This window comes from Ruegeria sp. C12, from assembly GCF_056537745.1.
The window spans coordinates 213445-239040 of the sequence record NZ_JBQFSA010000007.1 but is presented as its reverse complement, the minus strand read 5'-3'; the positions used below and the strand labels follow the sequence as shown (position 1 = coordinate 239040).

Here is a 25596-nt window from a genome sequence, read left to right as displayed (position 1 = left end):
AGAGCGCCGTACAGATCAGTACTCCTGTACCTAATCTCTTTGCTCCAAGGATGTTTGACTGGCGCACATCTCTGATGTTGAGCGCTCGCCTTGCTATTGATCCAACTATTACGGTTGAGTCAGGTTCGTGTGACGGTCAACAGCTGGCAAGCGCGAAGGTCTCAATTCTGAGGAAACTCCTAATCCGCGTTGTTGATGCGTCCGCGCAGTTCTTCGGCCTCTTGCCGGGCGGCGCGCAGGCCGTCCATGGCGGCGGCGAGTTCCGCTTCGGTCTGGGTCAGCTGGTTGGTCAGTTCGGCTTCGCGCTGTTGCAGGTAGGTGATCGCCTGATCGCGGGTTTCTTCGGCCTCGTGCAGCTCCTGGCTCATCCGGTCCAGATCGGCCACGTCGCTTTGACGCACGCGGGACAGGCGGTGGGCCAGCCAGTTGGCGAACCAGCCCATGCAGAAGGCCGCGAACAGGATGACGGCGGTGGCGATGATGAATTCGGTTCTGTTCACTCTATTGATCCTCTGCATCCGCATCCGGTGCGGTCGTGTCGGTCTGGTCCGGCTCGGTCGCGCCGGTTTCCAGCGCTTCAAGCCCGGTTTCGGTGTTTTCGACCGGTTCCGGGCGGATCAGGCGGAACTCGATCCGGCGGTTTTCCTCGCGGCCCGCTTCGCTGTCATTGTCGGCGATGGGCTGCGTTTCCCCATACCCGACGGCGGTATAGCTTGAGGTCGGAATCCGCCGCCCGCGCAATTCGTTCAGGATGGATTGCGCGCGCGCCTGGCTGAGTTGCTGGTTCATTTCTTCGCGACCCTGACTGTCAGTATGGCCCTGGATTTCCAATCGGATCGGGCCGCATTCGCGCAGGATATCGGCGATCTGGTTCACCGCATCGCGCGAGTCCGCCGCGATTGTGGCCGAGCCGGGCTCGAACGCGATTTTGCTGGCTTTCTGTACCTCGGCAATCCGTTCCTCGCACAGCTCGGGATCGGGCAGAGCGTCCTCGGGTTCCGGCGGCGGTACATAGGTGATGGACAGGGTGAAATCCTGCGCTTCGCCCAATTTCTCGGACAACATTCCGGCGATGCGGGCCTTGGCGTCTTCATCATGGCTGTTGCCGCTCAGGTCCACTGATTCCGGTGTCACGGTCAAAGCGCCGTTTTGCAGAAGCGACAGCGCCTCAAGCCCCGCCAGAACACGGACAGGCCAGTCTGCGGGCAGATCAGGAACGACGCGGGTGGCTGTATAAACCTGTTCCGACCCAAAGGCGGCTCGGGCATAGCTGTCGGCCATGTCCCGCAGGGTTTCATCGCCCACGCGACCGCGCAATTGCACCAGCCCTTCGGGGCTGCGCGTGGCTGAAAACTCAATCGGGCCTGCGGGTTCTTCGTCCTCGGGCTCGGGCAGTACGGCGTGCAGGGCGAAGACCTCGGGCAGGGCATTTTCCAGTTCGCCCACCACACGGTCGAACAGGGCGGGATTGGTTCCTTGCGCGGCAATCAGGGTGATATCTGCATCGGACAGGGTGACCGATCCCTGCCCAATCTCGGCCAGCGCCTTGATGCCAAGGGTTGCCGCGTCTGCCCAACGGGGCGACGGCACACCCAGACCGATGGTGCAGGTATACGTCGTGCTCAGACCGGCCTGCTGCGCGGCGGCAATGATCTGATCCCGCGCCTCTTCATCCTGGGCCGAGCAGGCGTCAAACTGGCCACCATCCGCGCCGATCAGGTAACGCAGGGTGAAAGGCGTGATAACCGGGCGCGGGGCCGAGATCGACAGGCCGATGCGCAGGCTGGGCGGCGCGGCGCGGGTCAGGTCCTGTTCCAGCTGTTCCTTCTCGGCCTGACTGTCGGCGATGGCGGTTACTTTCACCAGTCCCGGACTTGCCGAGATCTTTGCACGCGGCAGGCGCGACAGGGCGCTGACCGCATAAGCAATCGCCTCATCCCAGCCATCGGGTTTCGGGTAGTCGGCAGTTTCCATCAGATCCGCAACAGGGGCCGCGCGATCCAGATCGCTAAGCCTGTCGACAAGGTCATCGCGGCTTTCGCTGGCCGGGAACAGGCCAATGACCGAGATGCCGCTGTCATTGCGCAGAATCTCGACCGAAAAGCGCGGCGCGGCCAGCGCGGTGGTGGCGGTGACCTCCATCTCGTCGATGACGCGCGAGGTATCGACCTCGGTTCCCGCAGCGGTCAGGGCATTGAACCGTGTGGCCTCGTCCGGTGCGATGCCGGTCAGCACCACGCGCAGCCCGTCTGACTGAACTTCGGCCCAGTCATGGCCCTTCAGGTCCAGGGCTCGCCGCACAGCAAATTCCGAGCTTTCCTCGATCTTGGTGACGGCAAAACCGGCCGCCAGCAGTGACACCCCTGCGGATACAAGAAAGATCAGGGACACGGACAGAAAATACGGCAGACGCATGTGCGGGCTAGTGACTCCTCAGGCGTTTGGGCGGACTCTTACAGACCCCGGCCAGCAGGTGCAATCAGAGCAGCAGCGCGACGCAGAGGAAGATCAGCGGAATAAGGCCGGTGTCCCGGTTCGACTGGAACAATTGCAGCAGCTTGGCATTGTTTTCCAGATCCAGACCGCGCAATTGCCACATCATGTGCCAGCCCATCGCCCATGGACCACCAAGGGCGATAACCAGCACCAGAATCGACCCGCCGGGAACCAGCGCGTCGATGATCGCCAGCCCCATCAGCGAAACGGTGGCGGCCAGAAAATACTTGAGCCATTTTGCCGTATCGGTCCCGAACAGGCGCGCGGTGGATTTAATGCCGACCAGTTCGTCATCCTCGGCGTCCTGATGGGCGTAGATGGTGTCATAAAACAACGTCCATGCGATGCCCGCCAGATACAGGGTGATCGCGGGCCAACCCACTGATCCGGTATGCGCAGCCCAGGCCAGCAGCGCGCCCCAGTTGAAGGCCAGCCCCAGAAACACCTGCGGCCACCATGTAAAGCGCTTGGCAAACGGGTAGATCGCCACCGGCAGCAGCGACAGCACTCCCATCGCAATTGCCGCCTGATTGAAGCTGAGCAGGATGCCCAACGCCAACAGGCATTGCAGGATCATCCAGCCCATCGCCTGCCGCACCGTGACTTGACCTGCGGGCAGGGGGCGCGACCGCGTGCGTTCGACTTGCGCGTCGAACTCTCGGTCGGTGATGTCGTTCCAGGTGCACCCCGCCCCGCGCATCAGGAACGCACCCAGCGCGCATCCGATGGCGATCCACAGATCCTCCAACCGCGCTTGCCCGTCATGCAGGATGGCCAGCGTCAGACCCCACCAACAGGGAATCAGCAAAAGCCATGTTCCGATGGGCCGGTCGGCACGGCTGAGGCGCAGGTAGGGGCGCGCGAAGGCGGGGGCATAGGTGTCGACCCAGTTGCCGGTTACGGCATCGGCGACCTGACCATCTGGTGTTGGGGCATTGCCTTGCATATGTAAGGTCTCATGAGTGCGAAGATCAGACTGTATGTAGAGCAGCCCCTGGGTCAGGGGCAATCGGTTGAATTGACGCGCGAGCAGGCGCATTACCTGTTCGGCGTCATGCGCCTGACGGTTGGCGGCCCTGTGGCGTTGTTCAACAGCAAGGATGGTGAGTGGCTGGCCGAGGTTGCCGAGGCTGGAAAGCGCGGTGGTGTTCTGACCTGTCTGGACCAGACCAAACCGCTGCAACTGCCGCCCGACCTGTGGTTTCTGTTTGCGCCGATCAAAAAGGCCCGCACGGACTTCATCGTTGAAAAAGCAGCGGAAATGGGCGCGGCGCGGATTGTGCCCGTGCAGACCGAGTTCACAAATTCCGAACGCATCCGACAGGACCGTTTGCAGGCCCATGCGGTCGAGGCTGCCGAACAGTGTGGCGGTACGTTTGTGCCCGAGGTCGCTGATCTGCAGCGACTGGATCGGGTACTGGACGCGTGGCCCGAGGGGCGTCAGTTGATGTTCTGCAATGAGGCCGAGGTGGGCTCGGCCCTGCGGTTGGCGGCCAACGAAAAGGGCCAGCCCTGGGCCATTCTGGTGGGGCCCGAAGGCGGATTCTCGGACAAGGAACGCGCGCGTCTGGCGGGGCTGCCCTTTGCGCATGTGGTCAGCCTTGGCCCCCGTATCCTGCGCGCGGATACAGCGGCGGTTGCGGCGTTGACAATGTGGCAGCAGGCGTTGGGGGATTGGGCGTGATCCCGCCTCCGCGCTTGCATGTATTAACCAGTGTTGCCTCGGAACGCGCAGTCGTGTTGCGTAGGGGGCCTACTGATCAGGTTGCAGTTTTGCTGTGGGATCGTAACCGCGGAACGGTGGAGATGGGTCAATGGCTCAACGCGCGTATCCATGAACATCGCTGTGATTTGTCGCCGTCGGGGAATCATTTGGTGTATTTCGCCTGTCGGGGTGGGCGTTGTTGGACAGCGTTGTCCAAAGCGCCCTGGCTGACGGCGGTCGCCTATTGGCCGCAATCTGACAGCTGGATGGGCGGAGGCGCTTTTACCGCTGACGGGAAGCTCTGGCTGAATGGGGCCTCTGTACCTGAAAACCTGCCGGATGGCCTGAAAGCTGCCGATGTTGGGGCCTTCCCACATTCTACCGACGGCTTTCACATGGGAGACCTGGTCGTCTCACGCCTCGAGTCACGTGGCTGGTACGTGGCCAATGGTGAAAGATATCAAGTGGATCTGAGGCGTGATGTGTCGCCTGAACTTAGCCTTAGCCAGACCTTCCTGCTAGGACAGAAAAACCGCGCCCTCATCTCTGGCAGGTATGTGATCGTTTCTTCGGGTGGTCAAAAGGTGGTGGATTGCCCAGCATGGGAATGGGCTGATTGTTGGGGGGATGACTTGCAATGGGCCGAAAACGGTTCGCTTTGGCAAGCGAGGCTTGGCCATACTGGCAGGCTTGAAAACCGCCGGCTGATACATGAATTCTCCTCCATGCAGTTCGAGGCCATCAAAGCACCCTATCCGGGTGTTTCCACAGGAGTGCAGTCATGAGCTTTATCCGACCCGAAGCAAAACAGGCCCTGTGGCGCTGGCGCGAAGTGTTGGTGGCCGGGTTTGTCCTGATCCTCGGCCTCAGTTGGATCAGCGGGCCCGGTGGATTGCTGGGCTGGCTCGGCTGGGTGCTTGTGGCCGTCGCGGTGGCGCTGGCGGTGATCGGGGTACAGCGCGGGCGGTTCCGGACCGGGTCGGGCGGGCAGGGTGTTGTCACCGTCGACGAAGGTCAGATCAACTATTTTGGACCACTGGACGGCGGCATGGTCGCCACGCGCGAGATCGAGCGGCTGGCGCTCGATCCGACCTCGAGCCCTGCGCATTGGGTGCTGGAACAACCGGGCCAGCCTCTGCTTCACATTCCTGTGAATGCCGAAGGGGCCGAGGCGCTGTTCGATGTCTTCTCGGCCCTGCCGGGATTGAAAACCGAACAAATGCTGGCGGAGTTGAACGGTGGCGCGAGCCATCCGGTGGTGATCTGGGAACGCACCCCCTTACGGCCCGCGCATCTCAGGCTGCATTGACACCGGCGCGGTTTGCCCCCACGACTGACCAACCAGACAGACACATCAGGATCGGAGCGCGATTCATGTCCATCCCCCAGTCCGGCGGCGGACCGATCGAACGTCATGAGCAATTGGCCGAATACCTGGAATCGGGCTGCAAGCCCAAGCAGGATTGGCGCATCGGCACCGAGCATGAAAAGTTCGGCTATTGCAAGGACACCCTGAAACCGCTGCCGTTCGAAGGCACCCGGTCCATCGTTGCGGTACTGGAAGGCCTGCGGGATCGGCACGGCTGGGCCGAGGTGCGCGAAGGCGGCAAGCTGATCGGTTTGGAGAAAGACGGGGCGAATGTCAGCCTCGAACCCGGTGGCGCGCTGGAGCTGTCGGGGGCACCGCTGGAAACGATCCACGAGACCTGCGACGAGGTGAACACCCACCTGCGCGAGGTAAAGGACATCGCTGACGAGATCGGCGTGGGTTTCATCGGTCTGGGCGCGGCTCCGATCTGGACCCATGATGAAATGCCGCTGATGCCCAAGGGCCGCTATCGGCTGATGAACGACTATATGGAGAAGGTCGGCACCATGGGCCGCGCCATGATGCGGCGCACCTGCACCGTTCAGGTCAATATCGACTTCGGGTCCGAGGCCGACATGGTGCAGAAACTGCGCGTGGCGCTGGCGTTGCAGCCGGTGGCAACGGCGCTGTTCGCCAACTCTCCGTTCTTCGAGGGCAAGCCCAACGGCCAGAAAAGCTGGCGCAGCTATATCTGGCGGCATCTCGATGATGCGCGCACGGGCATGTTGCCCTTCGTGTTCGAAGACGGGTTCGGGTTCGAGCGCTACGTGCAATACGCGCTCGATGTGCCGATGTATTTTGTCTATCGCGACGGTCAGTATGTGAATGCTCTGGGCATGTCCTTCCGTGACTTCCTGCAAGGCAAGCTGCCCGCGTTGCCAGGCGAAACACCGACCCTGTCCGATTGGGCCGACCATCTGACCACCGCCTTCCCCGAAGCGCGGATCAAGAAATTCATGGAGATGCGCGGCGCTGATGGCGGCCCGTGGCGCAGGCTTTGTGCGCTGCCTGCCTTCTGGGTTGGCCTGACCTACGATCAGGGCGCGCTGGATGCAGCCTGGGATCTGGTCAAGGGCTGGGATGCCGAAACCCGCGAAGCGCTGCGCGTTGAGGCCGCCAAGGACGGTCTGCAGGCGCAGGTCGGCAACATCAACATGCACGATCTGGCGCGCGAGGTCGTGGCGATCTCGGAATCCGGGCTGAAATCCCGCGCCTTCCCCGGCGCAGGCGGTCTGGTGCCGGACGAAACCCATTTCCTGAATGCGCTGAAAGACAGCATCGAAACCGGCAAGGTTCCGGCAGATGAATTGCTGGATCACTATAACGGCGACTGGAACGGCGATCTGACGCGGGTGTTCCCGCAGTACAGCTACTGACACCGACCTAACACGCCGAGCAGCCCACCTTACCCCTTTGGTGAGGTGGCGTGCGCGTCGTAAGCTGCCGTGTGGTAACGCAAATTGTGATCGCCTGTGGATTGAAGGCGTTCATCGTTCGTGAATACAAGCGTCCTAGTAATTGCGACGACCTTTCCCCAAAGGATGCCCTGAATGCCCCGCATCAGCGAATTGCACTACGCCGACCCGTTTGTCGTTTCCTCCGGCGTGAATGAGTTTGTCGAAGTTGCGCTGGGCGCGTCGGAAGATCCGGCAGATTTCACCGTTTCGCTTTACAACAGCGACGGCACCGTCGGGTTAGAGATCGCGCTGACCGATCCCGGCGTCGTAGTGACAACCGACCCGGACAACAATGAGCAGGTCTTTGTCATCTCGGCGGATAACTTCACCTTCCTGCTGACCGACCCCGATGCGCCTGTTCCGGTGAACGATACGATCTTCGAAGCGGTCGCATTGACCAACACAAGCACCAATGAGGTCATCGACTTCTATGACATCGGCAACGGCACGCAGAATATCACCGCAATCGATGGGCTGGCTGCGGGGGCGACGTCCGAAAATCTGGTTGTTCTGACGGGTCCCGGCTCGACCACCACATCCTTGCAGTTCAACCAGCCCAACCCGAACACGCTGGTTCACGCCGATGTTTCGCCCGGTGACAGTGGCGCTGCCTGTTTCACGGCGGGCACGTTGGTGGATACGCCACACGGGCCCCGCCGTATCGAAACGCTTGAAACGGGGGATTTGGTGAACACCGTTGATAACGGCCCGCTTCCGATCAGCTGGATCTGGGGCAGCACGGTGTCCGGGCGCGGCCGCTTTGCCCCGATCCGGATCAGCGCAGGAACACTGGGTGCCAAGAATGACGTTCTGATTTCCCCCCAGCACCAGGTTCTGATCACCGGCTGGCAAGCTCAGCTTCTGTTTGGCGAGCATGAGGTGCTGGTTCCCGCCAAGGCACAGGTCAACGGCGCGACCGTGACCGCCGTGCCCTGCGATATCGTGCGCTACATCCATATGATGTTCGACCGCCACCAATTGGTGATCACCAGCGGTCTGGTGTCCGAAAGCTTCTTTCCCGGGCAAGAGGGGCTGGATGGTCTGGGCAGTGACGCCACGGATGAGATCCTGACCCTGTTCCCCAACCTGCGCGACTGCCCCGAAACTTATGGCGAGACCGCGCGCCCGGTGCGGCAGGACAGAACCACCGCTTTGCTGCGCTGCGCCTGATTGCCCGGCCCCTCTTGCTTTCACGGTCCGCTGTGATAGCAGAGCCTGAACAGCAGTCAGGGGCCAAGGTCAGGAAGCGTCATGGACGATCTCAAGGCAAAATATCTGGGTCAGATCGCCGAAGCAGGCGACGAGAACACGCTCGAGTCGATCCGCGTCGCCGCCGTCGGCAAAAAGGGCGAGGTCGCGCTGAAGATGCGCGAACTGGGCAAGATGACCCCCGAAGAACGTCAGGTCGCAGGCCCCGCGCTGAATGCGTTGAAGGATGAGATCAACTCGGCGCTCTCCGCCAAGAAAGCAGCACTTGCCGATGCCGCGCTGGATGAACGTCTGCGCACCGAATGGCTGGACGTCACCCTGCCGACCCGCGCGCGCCGTCAGGGCTCGATCCACCCGATCAGCCAGGCGACCGAAGAACTGACCGCGATCTTTGCCGAACTGGGTTTCTCGGTGGCCGAAGGGCCGCGGATCGAGACCGACTGGTATAATTTCGACGCCCTGAACATTCCCGGCCACCACCCCGCGCGGGCCGAGATGGATACGTTCTACATGCACCGTGCCGAGGGCGACAACCGCCCGCCGCATGTGCTGCGCACCCATACCTCACCGGTGCAAATCCGCTCGATGGAGAAACAGGGCGCGCCGATCCGCGTCATCTGTCCGGGCGGCGTCTACCGCGCCGACTATGACCAGACCCACACGCCGATGTTCCATCAGGTCGAGGGGCTGGCCATCGACAAGGACATCTCGATGGCGAACCTGAAATGGGTTCTGGAAGAGTTCGTGAAGGCCTTCTTCGAGGTCGACGATGTCGAACTGCGCTTCCGCGCCTCGCACTTCCCCTTCACCGAACCGTCGGCCGAGGTCGATATCCGCTGTTCCTGGGATAACGGTCAGCTGAAGATCGGCGAGGGCGACGACTGGATGGAGATTCTGGGGTCCGGCATGGTCCACCCCAAAGTTATCGCCGCCGGTGGGATTGATCCCGAGGTCTATCAGGGCTTTGCGTTTGGGATCGGGATCGACCGTCTGGCGATGCTGAAATACGGCATCCCGGATTTGCGGGCGTTTTTTGATTCCGACCTGCGCTGGTTGAGGCACTATGGGTTTGCGGCTCTGGATATGCCGAACCTGCATGGTGGTTTGTCGCGGTGACAGAGTGGGTCATCCCGTTTGCTACTGGGGTGATTGCCGGGCTTGTCGGTGCATGGAGCGCGTACTTTTTTGCACTTAGGCGCGATAAAGAAGAACGCAGACGTGAGCGCATTGTTTCACATCTGATAGAAGCCTACCGCAATCTTGAGGACGCGGCAGGTAGGAATCCGCTATCCGATGAAAAAAAGCGGCGCGTAGAATCTTCGTTGGGTGCAATTTTTCTGTTTGGTTCAAAAGAAGCAGCAGATGAAGCGAGACGGTTGACAACTACGGTTGCTAACGGAACGGGAGATATGCTGCCGCTATTGATTATTCTTCGGCGCAATTTGCGAAAAGAACTTGGTCTGGAGAGTCACGAAGTAGAGCCCAACTTTCTAAGGTTTGATTCTTAGCTAAGCGCGGAGCAAAGGCCGATAGGCCGCCGCGCCATCGCCAGACCGCCCGCACGGGCTGGCGATTTGATCTCCGCAAGCGCTCTGTTTGAACCGCACACGGACTTGGCTAGCATAAATTGCCTACCACAGCCTGAGGGTCGCCATCCTGCGGTCTGGCGATGGCGCGGCTTGGGGGTCTGGTTGGATGTAGGGCGGGCTTCAGCCCGCCAGATGCGACGGATGAGTGCCGGGCTGAAGCCCGGCCTACGCTTGGCCTACGCTCCTCCTACACCGATATGTTAGGTGACAGCGCGGAAAGTCTCGTTAGGGTCGGGCGCATGATGTATCGACTGCTCTGCCTTCTGTTGCTGACCGCCACCCAAGCCGTCGCCGTGGATACCTGCCATGGCGATACTGCCTGTCAGGTCGGCGATCGCTCGTATCATGTGCTGGAACCGGACGGGTGGGATGGTAAAACGCCGCTGCCGGTGCTGCTGCATTTCCACGGCTGGGCGCGGCAGGGGACCGTGGTGGTGAACCATGAGCGGATCGCCGGGGCCACGAAGCTGCGGGGCGTGCTGCTGGTCGCGCCGAACGGATTGGGCAAAAGCTGGGATTTCTGGACTTCGGACACCGGCGATGTCCCCTTTGCCGACCGGGTGCTAGAGGACGTCGCCAAACGCTATCCGATTGACCCGGATCGCATCTATGTCTCGGGCTATTCCTTTGGCGGCGCGATGGCGTGGCGTTTTGCCTGCCAGTCGGGCGACGACATTGCGGCGCTGCTGGGTGTGGCCGGAACCATCCGGCAGACCGAGGATTGCCCGCAGGCCCCGCGTCAGGTGCGGCATGTGCATGGAACAGGCGACACGGTGATGGATTTCCCCTTTGGGCCGGGCGGCGACACCACCTATCCGGTGGCGCTGTGGCGGCAAAAATACGGCTGTGACGCGGCCACCCCGGCCGGGGATTGGAGCGTGGTGCCGATCCTGACGCTCAGCCGGGTGGAATGGAACGATTGCGCGAAAGGCCATGTGGTGCTGGACACGCATCCCGGCGGGCATTTCATCCCGCATGGCTGGATCGGGCGGCAGTTGGATGAGCTTTTGGGCCGCACCCCCAGCTATCCGTGACGCGCAGCGCTTGCACCCCGGCGCATTCTTTGCCATTGCCTGTGCCGACTGGATATCTGCCAAAAAAGGCCCTGAGCAATGAAATTCACTCTGTCCTGGCTGAAAGACCACCTCGACACTGACGCTTCGGTTGATGAGATCGCCGAGGCGCTGACCGATCTTGGCCTTGAGGTCGAAGAGATTGTGAACCCGGCGGATCGGCTGGCGGGTTTTACACTGGGCTATGTGAAACATGCCGAGAAACACCCCGACGCCGACAAGCTGCGCGTCTGCAAGGTGGACACGGATGAGGGTGAGTTGCAGATCATCTGCGGTGCCCCCAACGCGCGCGAAGGCATCACCGTCGTGGTCTGCAAACCGGGCATGTATATCCCCGGTCTGGACCTGACCATCAGCGTCGGCAAGATCCGTGGCGTTGAAAGCTTTGGCATGATGGCCTCGGAACGTGAGCTGGAGCTGTCGGACGAGCACGACGGCATCATCGAACTGCCCTCGGGCGCGGTTGGTGATCGGTTCGTCGACTGGCTGGCCGAGAATGAGCCGTCCAAGGTCGATCCGATGATCGAGATCGCGATCACGCCGAACCGCCCCGATGCGCTGGGGGTCGAGGGGATTGCCCGCGATCTGGCCGCGCGCGGGATAGGGACGCTGAAACAGCGGGACTACACGCCGGTGCCCGGCGATTTCGAAAGCCCGATCAAGGTGACGATTGACGACGACACGCTGGATGGAGCACCGCATTTCACCGGGCGTTTGATCCGTGGCGTCAAGAACGGCCCCAGCCCGCAGTGGTTGCAGGATCAGTTGAAGGCGATCGGGCTGCGTCCGATCTCGGCCCTGGTGGATATCACCAACTATATGACTTTCGACCACAACCGCCCGCTGCACGTGTTCGACGCTGACAAGGTACAGGGCAACCTGCGGGTGCATCGCGCCAAAGGCGGCGAAAAGCTGGTGGCGCTGGATGAGAAAGAATACACGCTGCAGCCGGGCATGATGGTGATCTCGGATGACAAGGGCGCGGAGTCCATCGCCGGTATCATGGGCGGTGAGGAAACCGGCTGTACCGAAGAGACTGTGAACGTCTTTCTGGAAAGCGCGTTCTGGGATCATGTGCAGATCGCTCTGACCGGGCGGGCGCTTAAGATCAACTCGGATGCGCGCTATCGGTTCGAACGTGGTGTTGACCCGGACTACACGCTGGAAGGGTTGGAACACGCGACGCAGATGATTCTGGATATCTGCGGTGGCGAGGCGTCGAACGTGGTTCAGGCGGGCAAAGCGCAGAACCACGCGCGGGCCTACAAGCTGGATGCGGCGCGGGTGCAGTCTCTGGTCGGGATGGACATCGCCGAGAGCGAGCAGCGCCAGACCCTGACCCGCCTGGGCTTCCGCCTTGAGGGCGAGATGGCGCATGTGCCCAGCTGGCGGCCCGACATCATGGGCGAGGCCGATCTGGTGGAAGAGGTCGCGCGGATTGCATCCCTGACCAAACTGCAGGGCAAACCGCTGCCGCGCGTGACGGATGGTATCCCCAAGCCGGTGATGACCCCGGCACAGCGCCGTCAATCGATGGCGCGGCGGACCTGTGCGGCGCTGGGCTATAACGAATGTGTCTCGTACACGTTCATCGATCAGGCCTCTGCGGCGCTGTTTGGTGGTGGCGATGATGCGACGCAGTTGGAAAACCCGATCTCGTCCGAGATGAGCCATATGCGCCCCGATCTGCTGCCCGGTCTGTTGCAGGCCGCCGCCCGCAATCAGGCACGTGGTTACGCAGATGTGGCCCTGTTCGAGGTTGGCCCGGTCTTCCATGACGGTGAACCCGGCGATCAGAAGACCCAGATCACCGGCCTGCTGGTCGGTCGGAGTGGCCCCAAGGACGTGCACGGAGCCTCGCGCCCGGTGGACGTATTCGACGCCAAGGCGGATGCCGAGGCGGTGCTGGCCGCCATTGGCGCGCCCGCCAAGGTGCAGGTTCTGCGCGATGGCGATGCCTGGTGGCATCCGGGCCGTCATGGCAGGATCTGTCTGGGGCCGAAAAAGGTGCTGGGCGTCTTTGGTGAACTGCACCCGCGCGTGTTGCAGGCGATGGACATCAAGGGCCCGGCGATGGCGTTTACCATCTGGCCGGATGAGGTGCCCTTGCCGCGCAAATCCGGTGCCACCCGGGCCGCGCTGGAACTGCGTGACCTGCAAGCGGTCGAGCGGGACTTTGCCTTTGTCGTGGATGAGGGCGTCGAGGCGCTGACGCTGGTGAACGCAGCGGCAGGTGCGGACAAGGCGCTGATCGAGGATGTGCGCGTCTTTGACGAGTTCATTGGCGGCAGTGTGGGTGAGGGTAAGAAATCGCTGGCCATCACCGTGCGTTTGCAGCCGACGGATGCGACGCTGAAGGAGAGAGACATCGAAGCGGTGGCTGAAAAGATCATCGCCAAGGTCACCAAGGCCACAGGCGGCGTTCTGCGCGGCTGACCGTCCCCGACATGACCCGACAAAAGCGCGCCATCCGGCGCGCTTTTTTGTTGTGGCGAAACGGCAACACCTGAAAGCGCCTCGAAACAAAGGGTTGAGCAGAATCACCCTCGGCCCCTACATCCGGCCCCCTGACGCAATCAAACTTCGGAGTCTGCCAGATGCCAGATCCCAGCCCCGCGCAAGCGATACCTCATATCTGATTGCCCGCCGGTTCTTCGGCGGGTGTGTTTCCCGTTGGAGAGCTGTCATGAAACGCCAAGACATCTCGATGATCCGGCAGATTCTGCCGAAAGAGATGCCCTTTCCTTACTATCCCGACCGGCAGAGCCCATGGTTGCTTGGCCAGGTCATGGATGCCGAGGCCCCGGTCTCGACCTTGAAGCAATCGGGACTGTCCCGTTTGCTGTCACGCCCGCTGTTGGCACCGATGATTGCACAGTGCGGTGGTGTCCTGCGGCGGCATGATGTGCTGGCGGTGGCCCATGCGGACCGTGCGATGCGGTTTGACGGGCTGAGCCCGGCTGCGCTGTCGGGGCTGGAGGTTGCCTATCAATCTCAGTGGATGGATTTCTGCCTCAGCTTCGACTGCTGGTCTGGCGAGCAGACTACGCGCAAGGCGCATAACCTTGTCGTGCAGTTGGGGTTCCCGACCGAACATGCCGCGCTGCTTTGGAAATACGAACAGCGCTGTGCTGTTGGTGCATATCAAAGCTGCTGGCATCCGGTCCGGACCGAAGGTCGTCCGACCCTTGCCTGGTGCCGTCTGGACGTCGATCTGACCAGCGGCCATTGCCTGATTGAAGAGGTTCAATCGGACTGGTTGCGCTTTGTCGGCCGTGCGCGGCAACGGTTGGAAAACCGCGCGCCACGCTCGCGCGAATTGCGGCTGACCTCGGAATATGAGCAGGCGCTGCGGCGGAAATACGCGAAAATCTGGGCCGAGGTGATGGTGCTGGCGGTTCTGATGCTGCTGCGCGAGGAATTTGCCGTGCGCACCGTCTGGATGCATCAGCCCGGTCCGGGCGCAAAGCTGAAGGCGATCACCTGGGGCCGGATGCCGCCGCGGTCGATCTACACCAAACTGCCCCGCAGTTTTGGGTTCGAACCAACGCGCGAAACTCCGCCCTTTTTGGGCAGCAAGCAACGCAGTGCGGCCCGCAAGGTGGCTCGGAACGATCAGCCGGTGTTCTGGCGCTTGTCGTTCTGAGCGACCCCTTGGGTTGCGCGCCCTTTCGAACTAGGGTCGCAGCAAGAAATCAAAGGAGGCACCCATGGGCCTGAATGTCTATCTTTCCGGAGAAATCCACACCGATTGGCGTGAGCAAATCATTGAAGGGGCGCAGGGGCTGGATGTCACGTTCAACAGCCCGGTCACAGATCATGCCGCCAGCGATGATTGCGGGGTTGCCATTCTTGGGGCCGAGCCGAACAAGTATTGGCATGACCACAAGGGCGCAATGGTCAACGCCATCCGCACCCGCAAGGGCATCGCGGATGCCGATGTGGTCGTGGTGCGGTTTGGCGACAAGTACAAACAGTGGAACGCGGCCTTTGACGCGGGCTATGCCGCCGCGCTGGGCAAGTCACTGATCGTGCTGCACGGCCCCGATCACCAACATGCCCTGAAAGAGGTCGATGCCGCCGCCCTGGCGGTTGCGGAAGACCCCCGACAGGTGGTGGAGATCCTGCGCTATGTCCTGACCGGCAAGTTGCCGGGCTAAGGTTAAACATCCGGTGGATGCCTGTGACGGGCATCCACCAGTTGCGTTCACTTAGTCACGTGCAGGTGTAACCAGTCCTTTTTGCACCGCAGGTCGGTCCAGAAACCGTTCCAGATAGGGCGCAAGATGGGCGTGGTCATCCCATCCCAGCAGGTCTTTGGCGCCGTAGAAGTCCAACCCGCGCAGCCAGGGTGCGATGGCGATATCGGCAATCGAGTACTCACCGGCAATCCAGTCCTGCCCGTCAAGTTGGGTGTTCAGCACGTTCAGCAGGCGCTTGGCTTCGTTCACGTAACGCTCGCGCGGGCGGGGGTCTTCGATCTCGCTGCCAGCAAATTTGTAGAAATATCCAAGCTGCCCGAACATCGGGCCGATGCCGCCCATCTGGAACATCAGCCATTGGGTGACGCGATGCTTGTCCGCTGCGGTTTGTCCTATGAACTGGCCGGTTTTCTCGGCCAGATACAGCAGGATCGCACCGCTTTCGAACAGGCCTAAGGGTTCGCCATCGGGGCCGTTGGGGTCGATGATCGCAGGGATCTTGTTGTTGGGGTTCAGCGACAGGAACGCGGGGCTTTTCACGTCGGCATCGGCCAGAGTGACCTTGTGCGCCTCATAAGGCAGGCCGGTTTCTTCCAGCATGATCGACGCCTTGACGCCGTTTGGTGTGGGGAAGGAATAGAGTTGGATTCTGTCAGGGAACTGCGCAGGCCAACGGGTCATGATCGGGTGTGTTTCGGCATCCAGCATTGAGGGGGCTCCTGTTTTGGATATCGTCAAACCTAGGCAGCACAGCGCGATCTTGAAAGCCCCTGCCAGTGTGCAAAGCCGGTCAGCGCCTGTTTGCTGGTGAACAACGGGGAAATCCCGCGCAACTCGCACCTAGACCAAAACGCGGTTTTGCCTCACAATTTGGCCAATCCCGCGCATAAGACGCGGGTTTCTTGTTGGACAAAGGAGATGCGCGTGGATGAGGTCGTAACACAGGTGGGTGCATTTGCGCCTGTGATCATGAACGCGGTGAAGGCACTGATCGTTCTGATCATCGGTTGGATTGTTGCGGGTATGATTGCTGGCGTCGTGCGGCGTCGGATCAACGCGACCCCGCATATTGACCCGACGCTTGGCAATTTCATGGCCAGCCTGGTCAAATGGGCCATTCTGGCGATGGTCCTGGTGGCTGTGCTGGGGATTTTCGGGATCGAAGCCACAAGCATCGTCGCCATTCTGGGTGCTGCATCGCTGGCGATTGGTCTGGCGCTGCAAGGGACACTCAGCGATCTGGCCGCAGGCGTGATGCTGGTTGTGTTCCGGCCCTATAAGCTGGGCCAATACGTGGATATTGGCGGAACAGCCGGGACGGTCAAAGACCTGAACCTGTTCACGACCGAGCTGGTGACGCCGGACAATGTGCAGATCATTGTGCCAAACGGGCAGGCCTGGGGCTCGGTCATCTCCAACTACTCGGCCCATGACACGCGTCGCGTCGATCTGGTCTTTGGGATTGATTATGGTGACAGCGCCGATGAGGCGATGAAGATCATTCTGGACGTTGCGAACGCGGATGAGCGCATTCACAAGGACCCGGAACCCTGGGTGCGTGTGACCAATCTGGGTGACAGCTCGGTTGACCTGACGGCGCGCCTGTGGTGCGCGGCAGCGGATTATTGGGATGTGAAGTTCGAACTGACCAAGACGATCAAGGAAGCCTTCGACGCCAAGGGCGTGTCGATCCCCTATCCGCATTCGGTGGAGATCCAGAAACAGGGCTAAGGCCTCCCGCCCGTCGTTCGGGCATTCAAAATGCCCTCCTCCCGTTGGGCCCGGCGCCGCACCTTCGTGCGGCGCCTTTTCTGTTGTGCGGAACGATACGCCAAAAACGCAAAAGCCGCGCCCGAAGGCGCGGCCTGGCCCAACGCTGGAACTCGCCCGCATCAGCGGGCGCTTTCAGCGGCGGGAGAACTCAGGACTTGATGACAACGTTGGGAGAGACGACATCAATGCCCAGAGCTTTGCCAACCGCATAATAGGTCAGTTGACCGGCGTGTACGTTCAGACCGTTCAGCAGGTGCGGATCGTCCTGACACGCTTGCTTCCAGCCCTTGTCGGCCAGTGCCAGCATGAACGGCATCGTTGCGTTCCCCAGCGCGATGGTAGAGGTCCGCGCAACCGCGCCTGGCATGTTGGCAACGCAATAGTGCATGATGCCATCCACGTCGTAGATCGGGTCAGCATGGGTGGTCGCCTTCGAGGTTTCAAAGCAGCCGCCCTGGTCGATGGCCACGTCCACCAGAACTGCGCCGGGCTTCATGGTCGACAGTTGCGCGCGCGATACCAGCTTGGGCGCTTCGGCGCCGGGGATCAGAACCGCGCCGATAACCATGTCGGCGGTCTGGATCAGTTCAGCCGTCGCGCCAGCGGTAGAGTACTGGTTCTTGAAGGTGCGGCCAAAAACGTCGTCCAGATAACGCAGACGCGGCAGCGAACGGTCCAGGATGGTGACATCCGCGCCCATGCCTGCTGCGATCTTGGCTGCGTGCGTGCCAACAACACCACCACCGATCACCACAACCTTGGCCGGGCCAACGCCGGGAACGCCGCCCATCAGAACGCCGCGGCCACCATTGGCCTTTTGCAGCGTCCACGAGCCGACCTGCGGGGCCAGACGACCGGCAACCTCGGACATCGGGGCCAGCAGGGGCAGGCCGCCATTGCGGTCGGTCACGGTTTCATAGGCAATCGCGGTGCAGCCCGACTCCAGAAGGTCACGGGTCTGATCCGGATCGGGGGCCAGGTGCAGATAGGTGAACAGCAGCTGGCCTTCGCGCAGCATCTTGCGCTCGACCGCCTGCGGTTCCTTGACCTTCACGATCATGTCCGCCGTCGCAAACACCTCGGCTGCGGTGTCGACGATGCTGGCACCGGCTGCCACGTAATCTTCATTGGCAAAGCCGGATCCCAGACCCGCGCCGGTTTCGATGATGACCTCATGGCCGCGCGCGGTGGCTTCCTGTGCGGCGTTGGGTGTCATGCCGACACGGAATTCCTGAGGTTTGATTTCCTTGGGGCAACCGATTTTCATTTTGGCTCTCCGTTCATAAACTGCTCAAATTATGTGCATTACGTTACGCAATTTTTGTGAAACAATGCCCGCCAATGGATTTTCTTTCGAAAGAATCTCCTGCAATAAGGCAAAACCTTGCAATGGATGTGCGTGAATGAGCTTGGATACGACTGATCGTAAGATTCTTGCCGCTCTGCAAAAGAACGGCCGCCTTTCGAATGCGGGCCTGTCCGAGATGGTGAATCTGTCGCCGTCAGCTTGCCATCGTCGCGTACAGCGATTGGAACTTGAAGGGTACATTCGAAATTACGTTGCGTTGCTGAACGCCCGGAAGATGAATGTGCCGACGACCGTGTTTGTCGAGATCACATTGCAGGGTCAGGCCGAAGAGGTTCTGAACGCGTTCGAAAAGGCCGTGGCCCGCATTCCGGATGTGCTGGAATGCCACCTGATGGCCGGGACGGCGGATTACCTGTTGAAAGTTGTGGCCGAAAACACCGAGGATTTTGCGCGCATCCACCGCCAATATCTGTCCCGTCTTCCGGGTGTGGCGCAGATGCAAAGCTCGTTTGCCCTGCGGACCGTTTTCAAAACCACGGCCCTGCCGGTTTAGGTCTCAGGCCGGACCCGGATAGGTGAAAAACGCCAGATGCACGAAATTGAACGCAAAATGCATCGCAATCGGAACCCACAGCCGACCCGTAGCGGCATAGGCGCAGCCCACGCCCACACCAAGTAGCGTCGCAAAGACCACCAGGGCCGGACCGCCGCCGGAATGGACCAGCCCGAACAGCAGGCTCGCCGAAGCTATCCCTCCGGCTGTTCCCAGTTTGGAACTCAGGATGGATTGCAGGTAGCCGCGAAAAAACGCCTCTTCCGCGATGCAGGTCAGGAACAGGTTTGAAAGCGCGAAGAGCAACCACCACGGCGGCAGGCCCATTTCCGGCTGAACCGCGCCAGAGACTACAGCAGCCGCTATCAGCAACGGCAGCAAAGCACACCCGGCGGCAAGCAGCGCGACATTGGTTTTACGTGCGACCCCAAGCATCCCCGGCCAGGCCAGCAGGACCGCGAACACCACCATCGGTTTGTCGAGGTTCAGATGCATCGTGAATGCGGCGCTGTTTGCTCCGGCATGAACGGCATCCAGAACGCGCAGGTTGTTGAAGCCGGGTATCAAATGCGCCCCCAGGGCCAGACACCACAGGATCAGCAACACGTGCCCGACAACCGCACCCCATCCCGTCAGGCGGGGCAGGATGGGCGCGCCGATCAGCCCCAGCGCGACAACTGCAACCGCCAGCGGCGTCATCAGGTCTGTGACCGAGGCGACGCTGGCAAACAACACCAACAACGCCAAACCAACGCTCATGCGCCCCGACACCGCTGTGACCAGCGCTGCAATCAGGATCAACCAGGGCCAGATCGCGGGAAGAATGGAAAATACGTACGCCAATTCTATCTGCTCATGTCAACGACCTCAGTGATGTACAGAAATGCAAGACCGACTCAAGATTTCCGACCTGCTTTTTGGGTCAAGCTGTTCAGATTGCGGCAATTCTGACGCTTGTATCCCCGGCCCGCGCGGGTCAAACTTGTGCAAAGGGTCGCAAAGCCGCCCGGACCCGGTGTAGGTTCGGGCAGGCTCATCGTGTCATCAATTTGTCCGATGACATCAGGCGGTTACACACAGCCGATACGGTCCGCACCCGATGACCAAAAAGGAACAGACTTTGGCATATGAAAACGATGACGCCCCCAAAGACTGGCTGGAAGCCGAACTGGAAGACACGCTGGACGAAGATTTCGAGATCGAATTCAGCGAGCCAATGCTGTCGATGGAAGTCCGCAAGATCTACAAGGATCAGCATCCGGACATGCTGGACCGCAAGGTCTATTTCCGCAACCTGCTGCGCCTTCAGGCCGAGCTGATCAAGGTTCAGGATTGGGTGCAGCATACCGGCGCCAAGGTCTGCATTCTGTTCGAAGGCCGCGACAGCGCGGGCAAGGGGGGCGTGATCAAACGGATCACCCAGCGTCTGAATCCCCGTGTTGCGCGCGTGGTTGCCCTGCCTGCACCCAGCCGCCGCGAGCAGAGCCAGTGGTATTTCCAGCGCTACGTCCCGCATTTGCCCGCCGCCGGAGAGATCGTGTTCTTCGACCGCTCATGGTACAACCGCGCGGGTGTCGAGCGGGTCATGGGCTTTGCCACCGAAGATCAGGTGGAACAGTTCTTTCAGGACGTTCCCGAATTCGAACGGATGCTGGTGCGGTCGGGGATCATCCTGCTGAAATACTGGTTCTCGATCACGGATGAGGAACAGCAGTTGCGATTCCTCATGCGCATCCACGACCCGATGAAACAGTGGAAACTGTCCCCTATGGATCTGGAATCCCGCATCCGCTGGGAGGCCTACACCAAGGCCAAAGAGGATATGTTCTTCCGCACCAACATCTCTGAGGCGCCGTGGTACATCGTTGAAGGCAACGACAAGAAACGCGAGCGGTTGAACTGTATCGAGCATCTGCTGACTAAGATCCCCTACACGGATGTGCCGCAGGAAAAGGTCAACCTGCCGGATCGCCGCTACAACCCCGACTACGAACGCCGCGTCCTGCCGGACGAGCTTCACGTTCCCAAAATCTATTGAAACGAAACGCCCCATGTTTGGGGCGTTTCTTGTTTGGGTGTTGGGGGTGATCAGAAGATAAAATCATCCCGGCCGAGATCGGCCAACAGTGTATCCTCAAGTATCAGCCTGTTGCCCAAACCGTCATTGATCACAACGTCGTCGCCGGATTGGGTCATGTGGTTGTTCCTGAGGTCAGAGTAGCCGGTTATCGGGTCGGCAAACTTAAGGACGATCCTATCGACGTCTTGGAAGTCGGTGATCCGGTCAGTGCCTGGCCTGAACACGAAACTGTCCGCGCCACCCCCGCCAGTCATGATGTCGTTGCCGACGTTACCGGCCAGAATATCGTTACCGCCGCCCCCGACCAGCGTGTCATTGCCCTGTCCGCCCCTGAGAATATCCGAACCGGTTCCACCTTTCAGTACGTCGTTACCATTTCCGCCGTCCAGTGTGTCCGACCCTCGTCCACCATCCAGTGTATCAGATCCGAAACTTCCAAACAGTCGGTCGTTCTGATACCCGCCGAAAATTCTGTCATTGCCATGCCCACCGTCAAGGAGGTCTGCGCCATTGTTTCCGCGTAGCGTGTCATCGCCAGAGTTGCCGTATACTCTGTCGTTACCGCCTTGGCCTTTCAGGTTGTCATGGCCGGACCCGCCGACGAGGACGTCCCTTCCGTTTTGGCCGGTCAAAGTGTCATTGCCGCCTTTGCCTTCAAGTCGCCCCGCAGTTCCTGCTGCCAAGACAAAGATATCGTCTTGACTATCCCCGACAGTCCCCGGCGAGACAGTGCTAGGCTTGGGCGTAACAGGATCGGGCGAGGTGCCAGTATCCAACTGCACCGGAGCGGATGTGCGCGCGAAGTTCTGGGTGACAATGACAGCGTCCCAGCCCTGGAAATTCCCGATCTCGATCCCGATGCCGATATATTCGAAATCGGGATTCAGGATGTTGGCGCGGTGGCCAGGGCTGTCCATCAGGCTTTGGTGCAATTGCGCGACATCATCAGCGGCCCCGCTGGCGCCCCGTTCGGATTGCCACGCGATGTTTTCGCCGGATCGCCAGTTGCCTGTGAAGTCAAACCCTGCGTCTCGCATCCGTTGTGTGGCGCTGGATCCGCCAGCACCGGTGTGACTGAAGATATCCCTTTGAAGCATCCACTCGCTGTGGTCCTCGGCAGACTCATTCAGCTGCAGTTCAAGTTGCAGAGGATTAAGGCCACGTTTCGTGCGTTCTTCGTTGATAAGCCTGAGCATCTGACGTTCAAGATTGCTGGCGCTGGACATGATTCTGCCTCCGGTTGATTGTGTAATTTTGTGGGGACATTAGTGGCGAGACTTTGGCGAAATAAAGCCGCAGGTCGGGCTGTTCCGCCGGCTGAGCGAATTGTTACCAGCCATTGTCGGGGTCTGTGCAGAAACTCGCGCAGAAGCGGGGCGTGTTGGGCCCCGCCACATCATTTTTTCGCGATCAGGCAGCGTCCATCATGCAGCCCGGTTCAAAGGGCGTGAACACCAGCATGTCATCGTCATCGCCCAAGTCCGCCATGGGGTCCGAAGGTGTGTTGTCGGTGCTTGGGTCGGGCATCAGCAGCAGGTCGTTGTCCGTTCCGGCGTCTACGGTCTGTGTGTCCGGCAGTTCGATGTCGATCCAGTCAAAGTCGTCGATCAAGGCCAGAACTTCGTTCACGAATTGCTCGATCGCAGCAAGGAACGCTTCGACGTCAAAAGTGTATTCATCCACTGGCTCGGGCGTATCGGGTTGCTCGGCAACGTCGGGGTCCTCGGGCGCGACCGGTGCGTCTGGGTCTTCCGCCACATCAGGTGTATCTGGTTCGACCGGCGTGTCCGGGTCGTCGGTTACGTCTGGCGTATCAACCACGTCCGGTGTGTCGGGTGTGTCGGGTGTATCAGCCACGTCAGGAGTATCTGGTAGATCTGGCGTATCAGGCGCGTCGGGCGTATCCGGTGCGTCCGGGACATCCGGGATGACAGGCGGCGGGGTCGGGGCCGAGCCCGTGTCCAGCACAACCGTGCCATCCGTGGTGGCAAAGTTCTGTGTGACCATCACGGCGTCAAAGCCTTGCATGTCCCCGGTCTCGATACCGATCCCGATATATTCGAAATCCGGATTCAGGATGTTGGCGCGGTGGCCGGGGCTGTTCATCAGATTCTGATGCAGCTGTGCGACATCGTCACTGATCCCCGGCGCACCACGTTCCGATTGCCAGGCGATGTTCTCGCCCGTGCGCCAGCTACCCGACAGATCGAATCCGGCATCCTCCATCCGCTGTGTCGCGCTGGACCCGCCCGAACCGGTATGGCTGAAGATATCGCGATCCAGCATCCATTCGCTGTGATCCTCGGATGATGCGTTCAGCCGCGTTTCCAATTGCAGCGGATTCAGTCCGCGGGATGTGCGCTCTTGATTGATCAGCGCGAGCATTTCTCGCTCGATATTGCTTGCAGTCGACATTGTAGCCTCCGTTTTTTGATGTGTCGTCTTGGGTGACGGGAGGCTGATACAAAGACCCGCAACGCGGCCGATAGCGGCGCTGAGCAATCAGGCGAATTTGGGCAGGCCCGCGCTACCGATGCGGGATTCGTTGCGCTGCAAAATGCCGGGCAAAATCCTGCCGGGGGCGAAATGGCAGCTTGCCGCACAGCCGCCATGTTCGAGTCGGCGAAATGAGACCGGTCCTGAAAACGACAAACCCCCGGGCGATGCCTCGGGGGTCGTCAAATAGTGTCATCCAAAGCTGGACGAGACCAAAGGTTTTAGAGCAAACCTTCGCGCTGTGCTTTCTTACGTGCCAGTTTACGGGCACGGCGGATCGCTTCAGCCTTCTCGCGCGCTTTTTTCTCGGACGGTTTCTCGAAATGTTGCTTCAGCTTCATTTCACGGAACACGCCTTCGCGCTGCAGCTTTTTCTTCAGGGCACGAAGCGCCTGATCGACGTTATTGTCGCGAACACTAACCTGCATGTGGTTGTCACCACCTTTCTAGATAGAGTTGCAAGGAAATTGCAGGAGTTGGCCGTATAGCAAAGCCGTTCTAACTTGTCTAGTACTGGCCCCGAACACCGGAGAACCGCCATGACAGTGACTTATGAAGACGCAAAACAGCAACTTCTGGACGCGATGCTGATCCACGTGCCGTTTGACGGCTGGTCCGAAACCAGCTTTCGCGCGGCGATCGCCGATTGCGATCTGGATGACGGTCTGGCCCGGGCGATCTGCCCGCGCGGCGCGGTTGATCTGGCGCTGGCCTATCATGCGCGCGGCGATCAGATGATGCTGGACCGGATCAAGTCCGAAGACCTCAGCGCGCTTAAGTTCCGCGAAAAGGTCGCCGCTGCCGTTCGGTTCCGGCTGGAAGCGGTCGAGGATAAGGAACTGGTCCGCCGGGGCATGACGCTATTTTCGCTGCCGATACATGCGGGCGAGGGGGCCAAGGCGGTCTGGCAGACCTGCGATCTGATATGGGATGCGCTGGGCGATACATCGGATGACGTGAACTGGTACACCAAGCGGGCGACGCTGTCGGGGGTCTATTCCTCGACCCTGCTGTTCTGGCTGGGGGACGATTCGCCCGATCACCACAAAACGTGGGAGTTTCTGGACCGACGCATTGGCGACGTGATGCAGTTCGAAAAGCTCAAGGCGCAGGTGAACAGTAATCCGCTGTTCAAGCCGTTTCTGGCGGTGCCGAACTGGCTGGCCGGTCATGTGAAGGCTCCGGTAAAGATGCGGGCCGATCTGCCGGGTCTGTTGAACCCTCGCAAGTAGTCAACGCTTGGCCTTTGGCCGGTTGACAGCTAGGCATTGGGCAAAGGAGATTTGCCCATGACCCAGATGATGCGCGCTGTCGAAATCAGCCAGCCCGGCGGCCCCGACGTTCTGAAGCTGACGGAACGCCCGATCCCCACAGCCGAGGCGGGGCAGGTTGTTCTAAAGGTTGCCTATGCCGGGGTGAACCGCCCGGACGCCCTGCAGCGCGCCGGGGCATACGATCCCCCGCCCGGCGCCAGCGATTTGCCGGGGCTGGAAGCGTCGGGCGAGGTTGTGGCCGTGGGCTCGGGCGTCGAGGGTCTGTCGCTGGGCGACAAGGTGTGCGCGCTGCTGCCCGGTGGAGGATATGCGGAATATGTCGCCACGCCTGCCGCGCATTGCCTGCCGGTGCCGGACGGGATGGACATGAAACAGGCCGCCTGCCTGCCCGAGACCTTCTTTACCGTCTGGTCCAACGTGTTCACGCGCGGTGGCCTGAAAGCGGCAGATCGGTTTTTGGTCCATGGCGGGTCCAGCGGGATCGGCACCACTGCGATCCAACTGGCCAATGCCTTTGGCGCGCGGGTCTTCGCTACCGCCGGGTCCGCTGAGAAATGCGAGGCCTGCCTGAAACTGGGGGCCGAAAAGGCGATAAACTACAAAGATGAGGATTTTGTCGGTGTCATGCGGGCCGAAGGCGGGGCGAACCTGATCCTCGACATGGTGGGCGGTGATTATATCCCGCGCAATGTGAAGGCTCTGGCCGAGGATGGGCGGCTGGTCCAGATCGCCTTTCTGCAAGGTCCGGTGGCCGAGTTGAACTTTGCCCTGATGATGGTGAAACGACTGACGCTGACCGGCAGCACGTTGCGCCCGCAAAGCGATCTGGCCAAGGCGAGGATCGCGCAGGATCTGCGCGAAGCCGTTTGGCCCTTGCTGGCCGCAGGCAAGGTTGCGCCAGTTATGGACAGTGAATTTCCATTGGCCGAGGCTGCGGCGGCCCATGCGCACATGGAAAGCTCGCAACATATTGGCAAGATCGTTCTGAACGTCGCGGGCTGACCCGCACGC

Annotated in this window: 25 protein-coding genes; 16 read left to right on the top strand and 9 right to left on the bottom strand. The window is 60.7% G+C overall.

The window, feature by feature from the left end:
- Positions 1-179 precede the first annotated feature (179 nt).
- The 3 genes from ACR0C9_RS15165 to ubiA all read right to left on the bottom strand — a co-directional run bounded on the left by ACR0C9_RS15165 (position 180) and on the right by ubiA (position 3442).
- Entirely contained in the window at positions 180-500 is a 321-nt protein-coding gene (locus ACR0C9_RS15165) for a prefoldin domain-containing protein (RefSeq protein WP_170453223.1), read from the bottom strand.
- A 1-nt stretch (position 501) separates the two neighbouring features.
- Positions 502-2415, bottom strand: a complete 1914-nt coding sequence (locus ACR0C9_RS15160) for an OmpA family protein (RefSeq protein ID WP_480781381.1) — start codon at positions 2413-2415, stop codon at positions 502-504.
- A gap of 64 nt (positions 2416-2479) precedes the next feature.
- Entirely contained in the window at positions 2480-3442 is a 963-nt protein-coding gene (ubiA, locus tag ACR0C9_RS15155; protein ID WP_170522095.1) for a 4-hydroxybenzoate octaprenyltransferase, read from the bottom strand.
- 12 nt (positions 3443-3454) lie between these two features.
- Here ubiA and ACR0C9_RS15150 point away from each other — a divergent pair, with 12 nt between their 5' ends.
- The 11 genes from ACR0C9_RS15150 (at position 3455) to ACR0C9_RS15100 (ending at position 15058) form a co-directional block, all read left to right on the top strand.
- Complete coding sequence (locus ACR0C9_RS15150) at positions 3455-4180, top strand: 16S rRNA (uracil(1498)-N(3))-methyltransferase (protein ID WP_170522097.1); 726 nt, start codon at positions 3455-3457, stop codon at positions 4178-4180.
- A gap of 122 nt (positions 4181-4302) precedes the next feature.
- Entirely contained in the window at positions 4303-4986 is a 684-nt protein-coding gene (locus tag ACR0C9_RS15145) for a hypothetical protein (RefSeq protein ID WP_170633412.1), read from the top strand.
- Complete coding sequence (locus ACR0C9_RS15140) at positions 4983-5510, top strand: hypothetical protein (RefSeq protein WP_170633410.1); 528 nt, start codon at positions 4983-4985, stop codon at positions 5508-5510. Before ACR0C9_RS15145 ends, ACR0C9_RS15140 begins: the two co-directional genes overlap by 4 nt.
- 65 nt (positions 5511-5575) lie before the next feature.
- Positions 5576-6946 (top strand): glutamate--cysteine ligase, encoded by a 1371-nt coding sequence (locus tag ACR0C9_RS15135; RefSeq protein WP_480781380.1) that lies wholly within the window; start codon positions 5576-5578, stop codon positions 6944-6946.
- A 174-nt stretch (positions 6947-7120) separates the two neighbouring features.
- Entirely contained in the window at positions 7121-8197 is a 1077-nt protein-coding gene (locus ACR0C9_RS15130; RefSeq protein WP_480781379.1) for a Hint domain-containing protein, read from the top strand.
- Between the two features lie 81 nt (positions 8198-8278).
- Complete coding sequence (gene pheS / locus ACR0C9_RS15125; protein WP_170453215.1) at positions 8279-9352, top strand: phenylalanine--tRNA ligase subunit alpha; 1074 nt, start codon at positions 8279-8281, stop codon at positions 9350-9352.
- On the top strand, positions 9349-9744 hold the full coding sequence (locus ACR0C9_RS15120; RefSeq protein ID WP_480781378.1) for a hypothetical protein: 396 nt from the start codon (positions 9349-9351) through the stop codon (positions 9742-9744). The genes pheS and ACR0C9_RS15120 overlap by 4 nt, the downstream gene beginning before the upstream one ends.
- 320 nt (positions 9745-10064) lie before the next feature.
- The gene (locus tag ACR0C9_RS15115) at positions 10065-10859 is read left to right on the top strand and encodes a CE1 family esterase (RefSeq protein ID WP_480781377.1); all 795 of its coding nucleotides are present in this window, start codon (positions 10065-10067) and stop codon (positions 10857-10859) included.
- Positions 10860-10937: 78 nt separating this feature from the next.
- Positions 10938-13334: a phenylalanine--tRNA ligase subunit beta gene (gene pheT / locus ACR0C9_RS15110; protein ID WP_480781376.1), complete on the top strand. Its 2397-nt coding sequence runs from the start codon at positions 10938-10940 to the stop codon at positions 13332-13334.
- 250 nt (positions 13335-13584) lie between these two features.
- On the top strand, positions 13585-14544 hold the full coding sequence (locus ACR0C9_RS15105) for a hypothetical protein (RefSeq protein WP_480781375.1): 960 nt from the start codon (positions 13585-13587) through the stop codon (positions 14542-14544).
- A gap of 64 nt (positions 14545-14608) precedes the next feature.
- Complete coding sequence (locus ACR0C9_RS15100; RefSeq protein WP_170453210.1) at positions 14609-15058, top strand: YtoQ family protein; 450 nt, start codon at positions 14609-14611, stop codon at positions 15056-15058.
- Positions 15059-15109: 51 nt separating this feature from the next.
- Here the strand turns inward: ACR0C9_RS15100 and ACR0C9_RS15095 are convergent, their stop codons facing one another.
- The gene (locus ACR0C9_RS15095) at positions 15110-15808 is read right to left on the bottom strand and encodes a glutathione S-transferase N-terminal domain-containing protein (protein WP_170453209.1); all 699 of its coding nucleotides are present in this window, start codon (positions 15806-15808) and stop codon (positions 15110-15112) included.
- Positions 15809-16024: 216 nt separating this feature from the next.
- Here ACR0C9_RS15095 and ACR0C9_RS15090 point away from each other — a divergent pair, with 216 nt between their 5' ends.
- Positions 16025-16831, top strand: a complete 807-nt coding sequence (locus ACR0C9_RS15090) for a mechanosensitive ion channel family protein (RefSeq protein ID WP_480781374.1) — start codon at positions 16025-16027, stop codon at positions 16829-16831.
- A gap of 190 nt (positions 16832-17021) precedes the next feature.
- Here ACR0C9_RS15090 and ald read toward each other — a convergent pair whose 3' ends face one another.
- Positions 17022-18140, bottom strand: coding sequence for an alanine dehydrogenase (ald, locus tag ACR0C9_RS15085; protein WP_170453207.1), 1119 nt, complete (start codon positions 18138-18140; stop codon positions 17022-17024).
- Between the two features lie 136 nt (positions 18141-18276).
- On the opposite strand from ald, the gene ACR0C9_RS15080 reads away from it, so the two are divergent.
- Entirely contained in the window at positions 18277-18735 is a 459-nt protein-coding gene (locus ACR0C9_RS15080; protein ID WP_170453206.1) for an Lrp/AsnC family transcriptional regulator, read from the top strand.
- Between the two features lie 3 nt (positions 18736-18738).
- On the opposite strand, the gene ACR0C9_RS15075 is transcribed toward ACR0C9_RS15080, so the two are convergent.
- Positions 18739-19578 carry a CPBP family intramembrane glutamic endopeptidase gene (locus ACR0C9_RS15075; RefSeq protein WP_480781373.1) on the bottom strand — a complete coding sequence of 280 codons (840 nt, stop codon included), beginning with the start codon at positions 19576-19578 and terminating at the stop codon, positions 18739-18741.
- A gap of 277 nt (positions 19579-19855) precedes the next feature.
- Here ACR0C9_RS15075 and ppk2 point away from each other — a divergent pair, with 277 nt between their 5' ends.
- Complete coding sequence (gene ppk2, locus ACR0C9_RS15070) at positions 19856-20773, top strand: polyphosphate kinase 2 (protein ID WP_480627048.1); 918 nt, start codon at positions 19856-19858, stop codon at positions 20771-20773.
- 50 nt (positions 20774-20823) lie between these two features.
- Here the strand turns inward: ppk2 and ACR0C9_RS15065 are convergent, their stop codons facing one another.
- The 3 genes from ACR0C9_RS15065 to rpsU all read right to left on the bottom strand — a co-directional run bounded on the left by ACR0C9_RS15065 (position 20824) and on the right by rpsU (position 23739).
- Positions 20824-22041, bottom strand: a complete 1218-nt coding sequence (locus ACR0C9_RS15065) for a CAP domain-containing protein (RefSeq protein ID WP_170453204.1) — start codon at positions 22039-22041, stop codon at positions 20824-20826.
- 184 nt (positions 22042-22225) lie between these two features.
- Positions 22226-23230 (bottom strand): CAP domain-containing protein, encoded by a 1005-nt coding sequence (locus ACR0C9_RS15060; RefSeq protein WP_480781372.1) that lies wholly within the window; start codon positions 23228-23230, stop codon positions 22226-22228.
- A 302-nt stretch (positions 23231-23532) separates the two neighbouring features.
- A complete protein-coding gene (gene rpsU / locus ACR0C9_RS15055) occupies positions 23533-23739 on the bottom strand; it encodes a 30S ribosomal protein S21 (protein ID WP_005614280.1) in 207 nt (68 codons plus the stop codon).
- 111 nt (positions 23740-23850) lie between these two features.
- Here rpsU and ACR0C9_RS15050 point away from each other — a divergent pair, with 111 nt between their 5' ends.
- Both ACR0C9_RS15050 and ACR0C9_RS15045 read left to right on the top strand, forming a co-directional pair.
- Positions 23851-24543 carry a COQ9 family protein gene (locus ACR0C9_RS15050; protein WP_480781371.1) on the top strand — a complete coding sequence of 231 codons (693 nt, stop codon included), beginning with the start codon at positions 23851-23853 and terminating at the stop codon, positions 24541-24543.
- Positions 24544-24600: 57 nt separating this feature from the next.
- Entirely contained in the window at positions 24601-25587 is a 987-nt protein-coding gene (locus ACR0C9_RS15045; RefSeq protein ID WP_480781370.1) for an NAD(P)H-quinone oxidoreductase, read from the top strand.
- Positions 25588-25596 lie beyond the last annotated feature (9 nt).

Excerpts from the sequence above, each read along its gene's own strand:
- ACR0C9_RS15105 (WP_480781375.1), top strand. The coding sequence starts at position 13,585 with ATGAAACGCCAAGACATCTCGATGATCCGGCAGATTCTGCCGAAAGAG.
- ACR0C9_RS15160 (WP_480781381.1), bottom strand. The coding sequence starts at position 2,415 with ATGCGTCTGCCGTATTTTCTGTCCGTGTCCCTGATCTTTCTTGTATCC.
- ACR0C9_RS15135 (WP_480781380.1), top strand. The coding sequence starts at position 5,576 with ATGTCCATCCCCCAGTCCGGCGGCGGACCGATCGAACGTCATGAGCAA.
- ACR0C9_RS15150 (WP_170522097.1), top strand. The coding sequence starts at position 3,455 with ATGAGTGCGAAGATCAGACTGTATGTAGAGCAGCCCCTGGGTCAGGGG.
- ACR0C9_RS15095 (WP_170453209.1), bottom strand. The coding sequence starts at position 15,808 with ATGCTGGATGCCGAAACACACCCGATCATGACCCGTTGGCCTGCGCAG.
- rpsU (WP_005614280.1), bottom strand. The coding sequence starts at position 23,739 with ATGCAGGTTAGTGTTCGCGACAATAACGTCGATCAGGCGCTTCGTGCC.
- ubiA (WP_170522095.1), bottom strand. The coding sequence starts at position 3,442 with ATGCAAGGCAATGCCCCAACACCAGATGGTCAGGTCGCCGATGCCGTA.
- ACR0C9_RS15100 (WP_170453210.1), top strand. The coding sequence starts at position 14,609 with ATGGGCCTGAATGTCTATCTTTCCGGAGAAATCCACACCGATTGGCGT.
- ACR0C9_RS15145 (WP_170633412.1), top strand. The coding sequence starts at position 4,303 with ATGGGTCAATGGCTCAACGCGCGTATCCATGAACATCGCTGTGATTTG.
- ACR0C9_RS15130 (WP_480781379.1), top strand. The coding sequence starts at position 7,121 with ATGCCCCGCATCAGCGAATTGCACTACGCCGACCCGTTTGTCGTTTCC.
- ACR0C9_RS15080 (WP_170453206.1), top strand. The coding sequence starts at position 18,277 with ATGAGCTTGGATACGACTGATCGTAAGATTCTTGCCGCTCTGCAAAAG.
- ACR0C9_RS15065 (WP_170453204.1), bottom strand. The coding sequence starts at position 22,041 with ATGTCCAGCGCCAGCAATCTTGAACGTCAGATGCTCAGGCTTATCAAC.
- pheS (WP_170453215.1), top strand. The coding sequence starts at position 8,279 with ATGGACGATCTCAAGGCAAAATATCTGGGTCAGATCGCCGAAGCAGGC.
- ACR0C9_RS15115 (WP_480781377.1), top strand. The coding sequence starts at position 10,065 with ATGATGTATCGACTGCTCTGCCTTCTGTTGCTGACCGCCACCCAAGCC.
- ACR0C9_RS15045 (WP_480781370.1), top strand. The coding sequence starts at position 24,601 with ATGACCCAGATGATGCGCGCTGTCGAAATCAGCCAGCCCGGCGGCCCC.
- pheT (WP_480781376.1), top strand. The coding sequence starts at position 10,938 with ATGAAATTCACTCTGTCCTGGCTGAAAGACCACCTCGACACTGACGCT.
- ACR0C9_RS15050 (WP_480781371.1), top strand. The coding sequence starts at position 23,851 with ATGACAGTGACTTATGAAGACGCAAAACAGCAACTTCTGGACGCGATG.
- ald (WP_170453207.1), bottom strand. The coding sequence starts at position 18,140 with ATGAAAATCGGTTGCCCCAAGGAAATCAAACCTCAGGAATTCCGTGTC.
- ACR0C9_RS15060 (WP_480781372.1), bottom strand. The coding sequence starts at position 23,230 with ATGTCGACTGCAAGCAATATCGAGCGAGAAATGCTCGCGCTGATCAAT.
- ACR0C9_RS15140 (WP_170633410.1), top strand. The coding sequence starts at position 4,983 with ATGAGCTTTATCCGACCCGAAGCAAAACAGGCCCTGTGGCGCTGGCGC.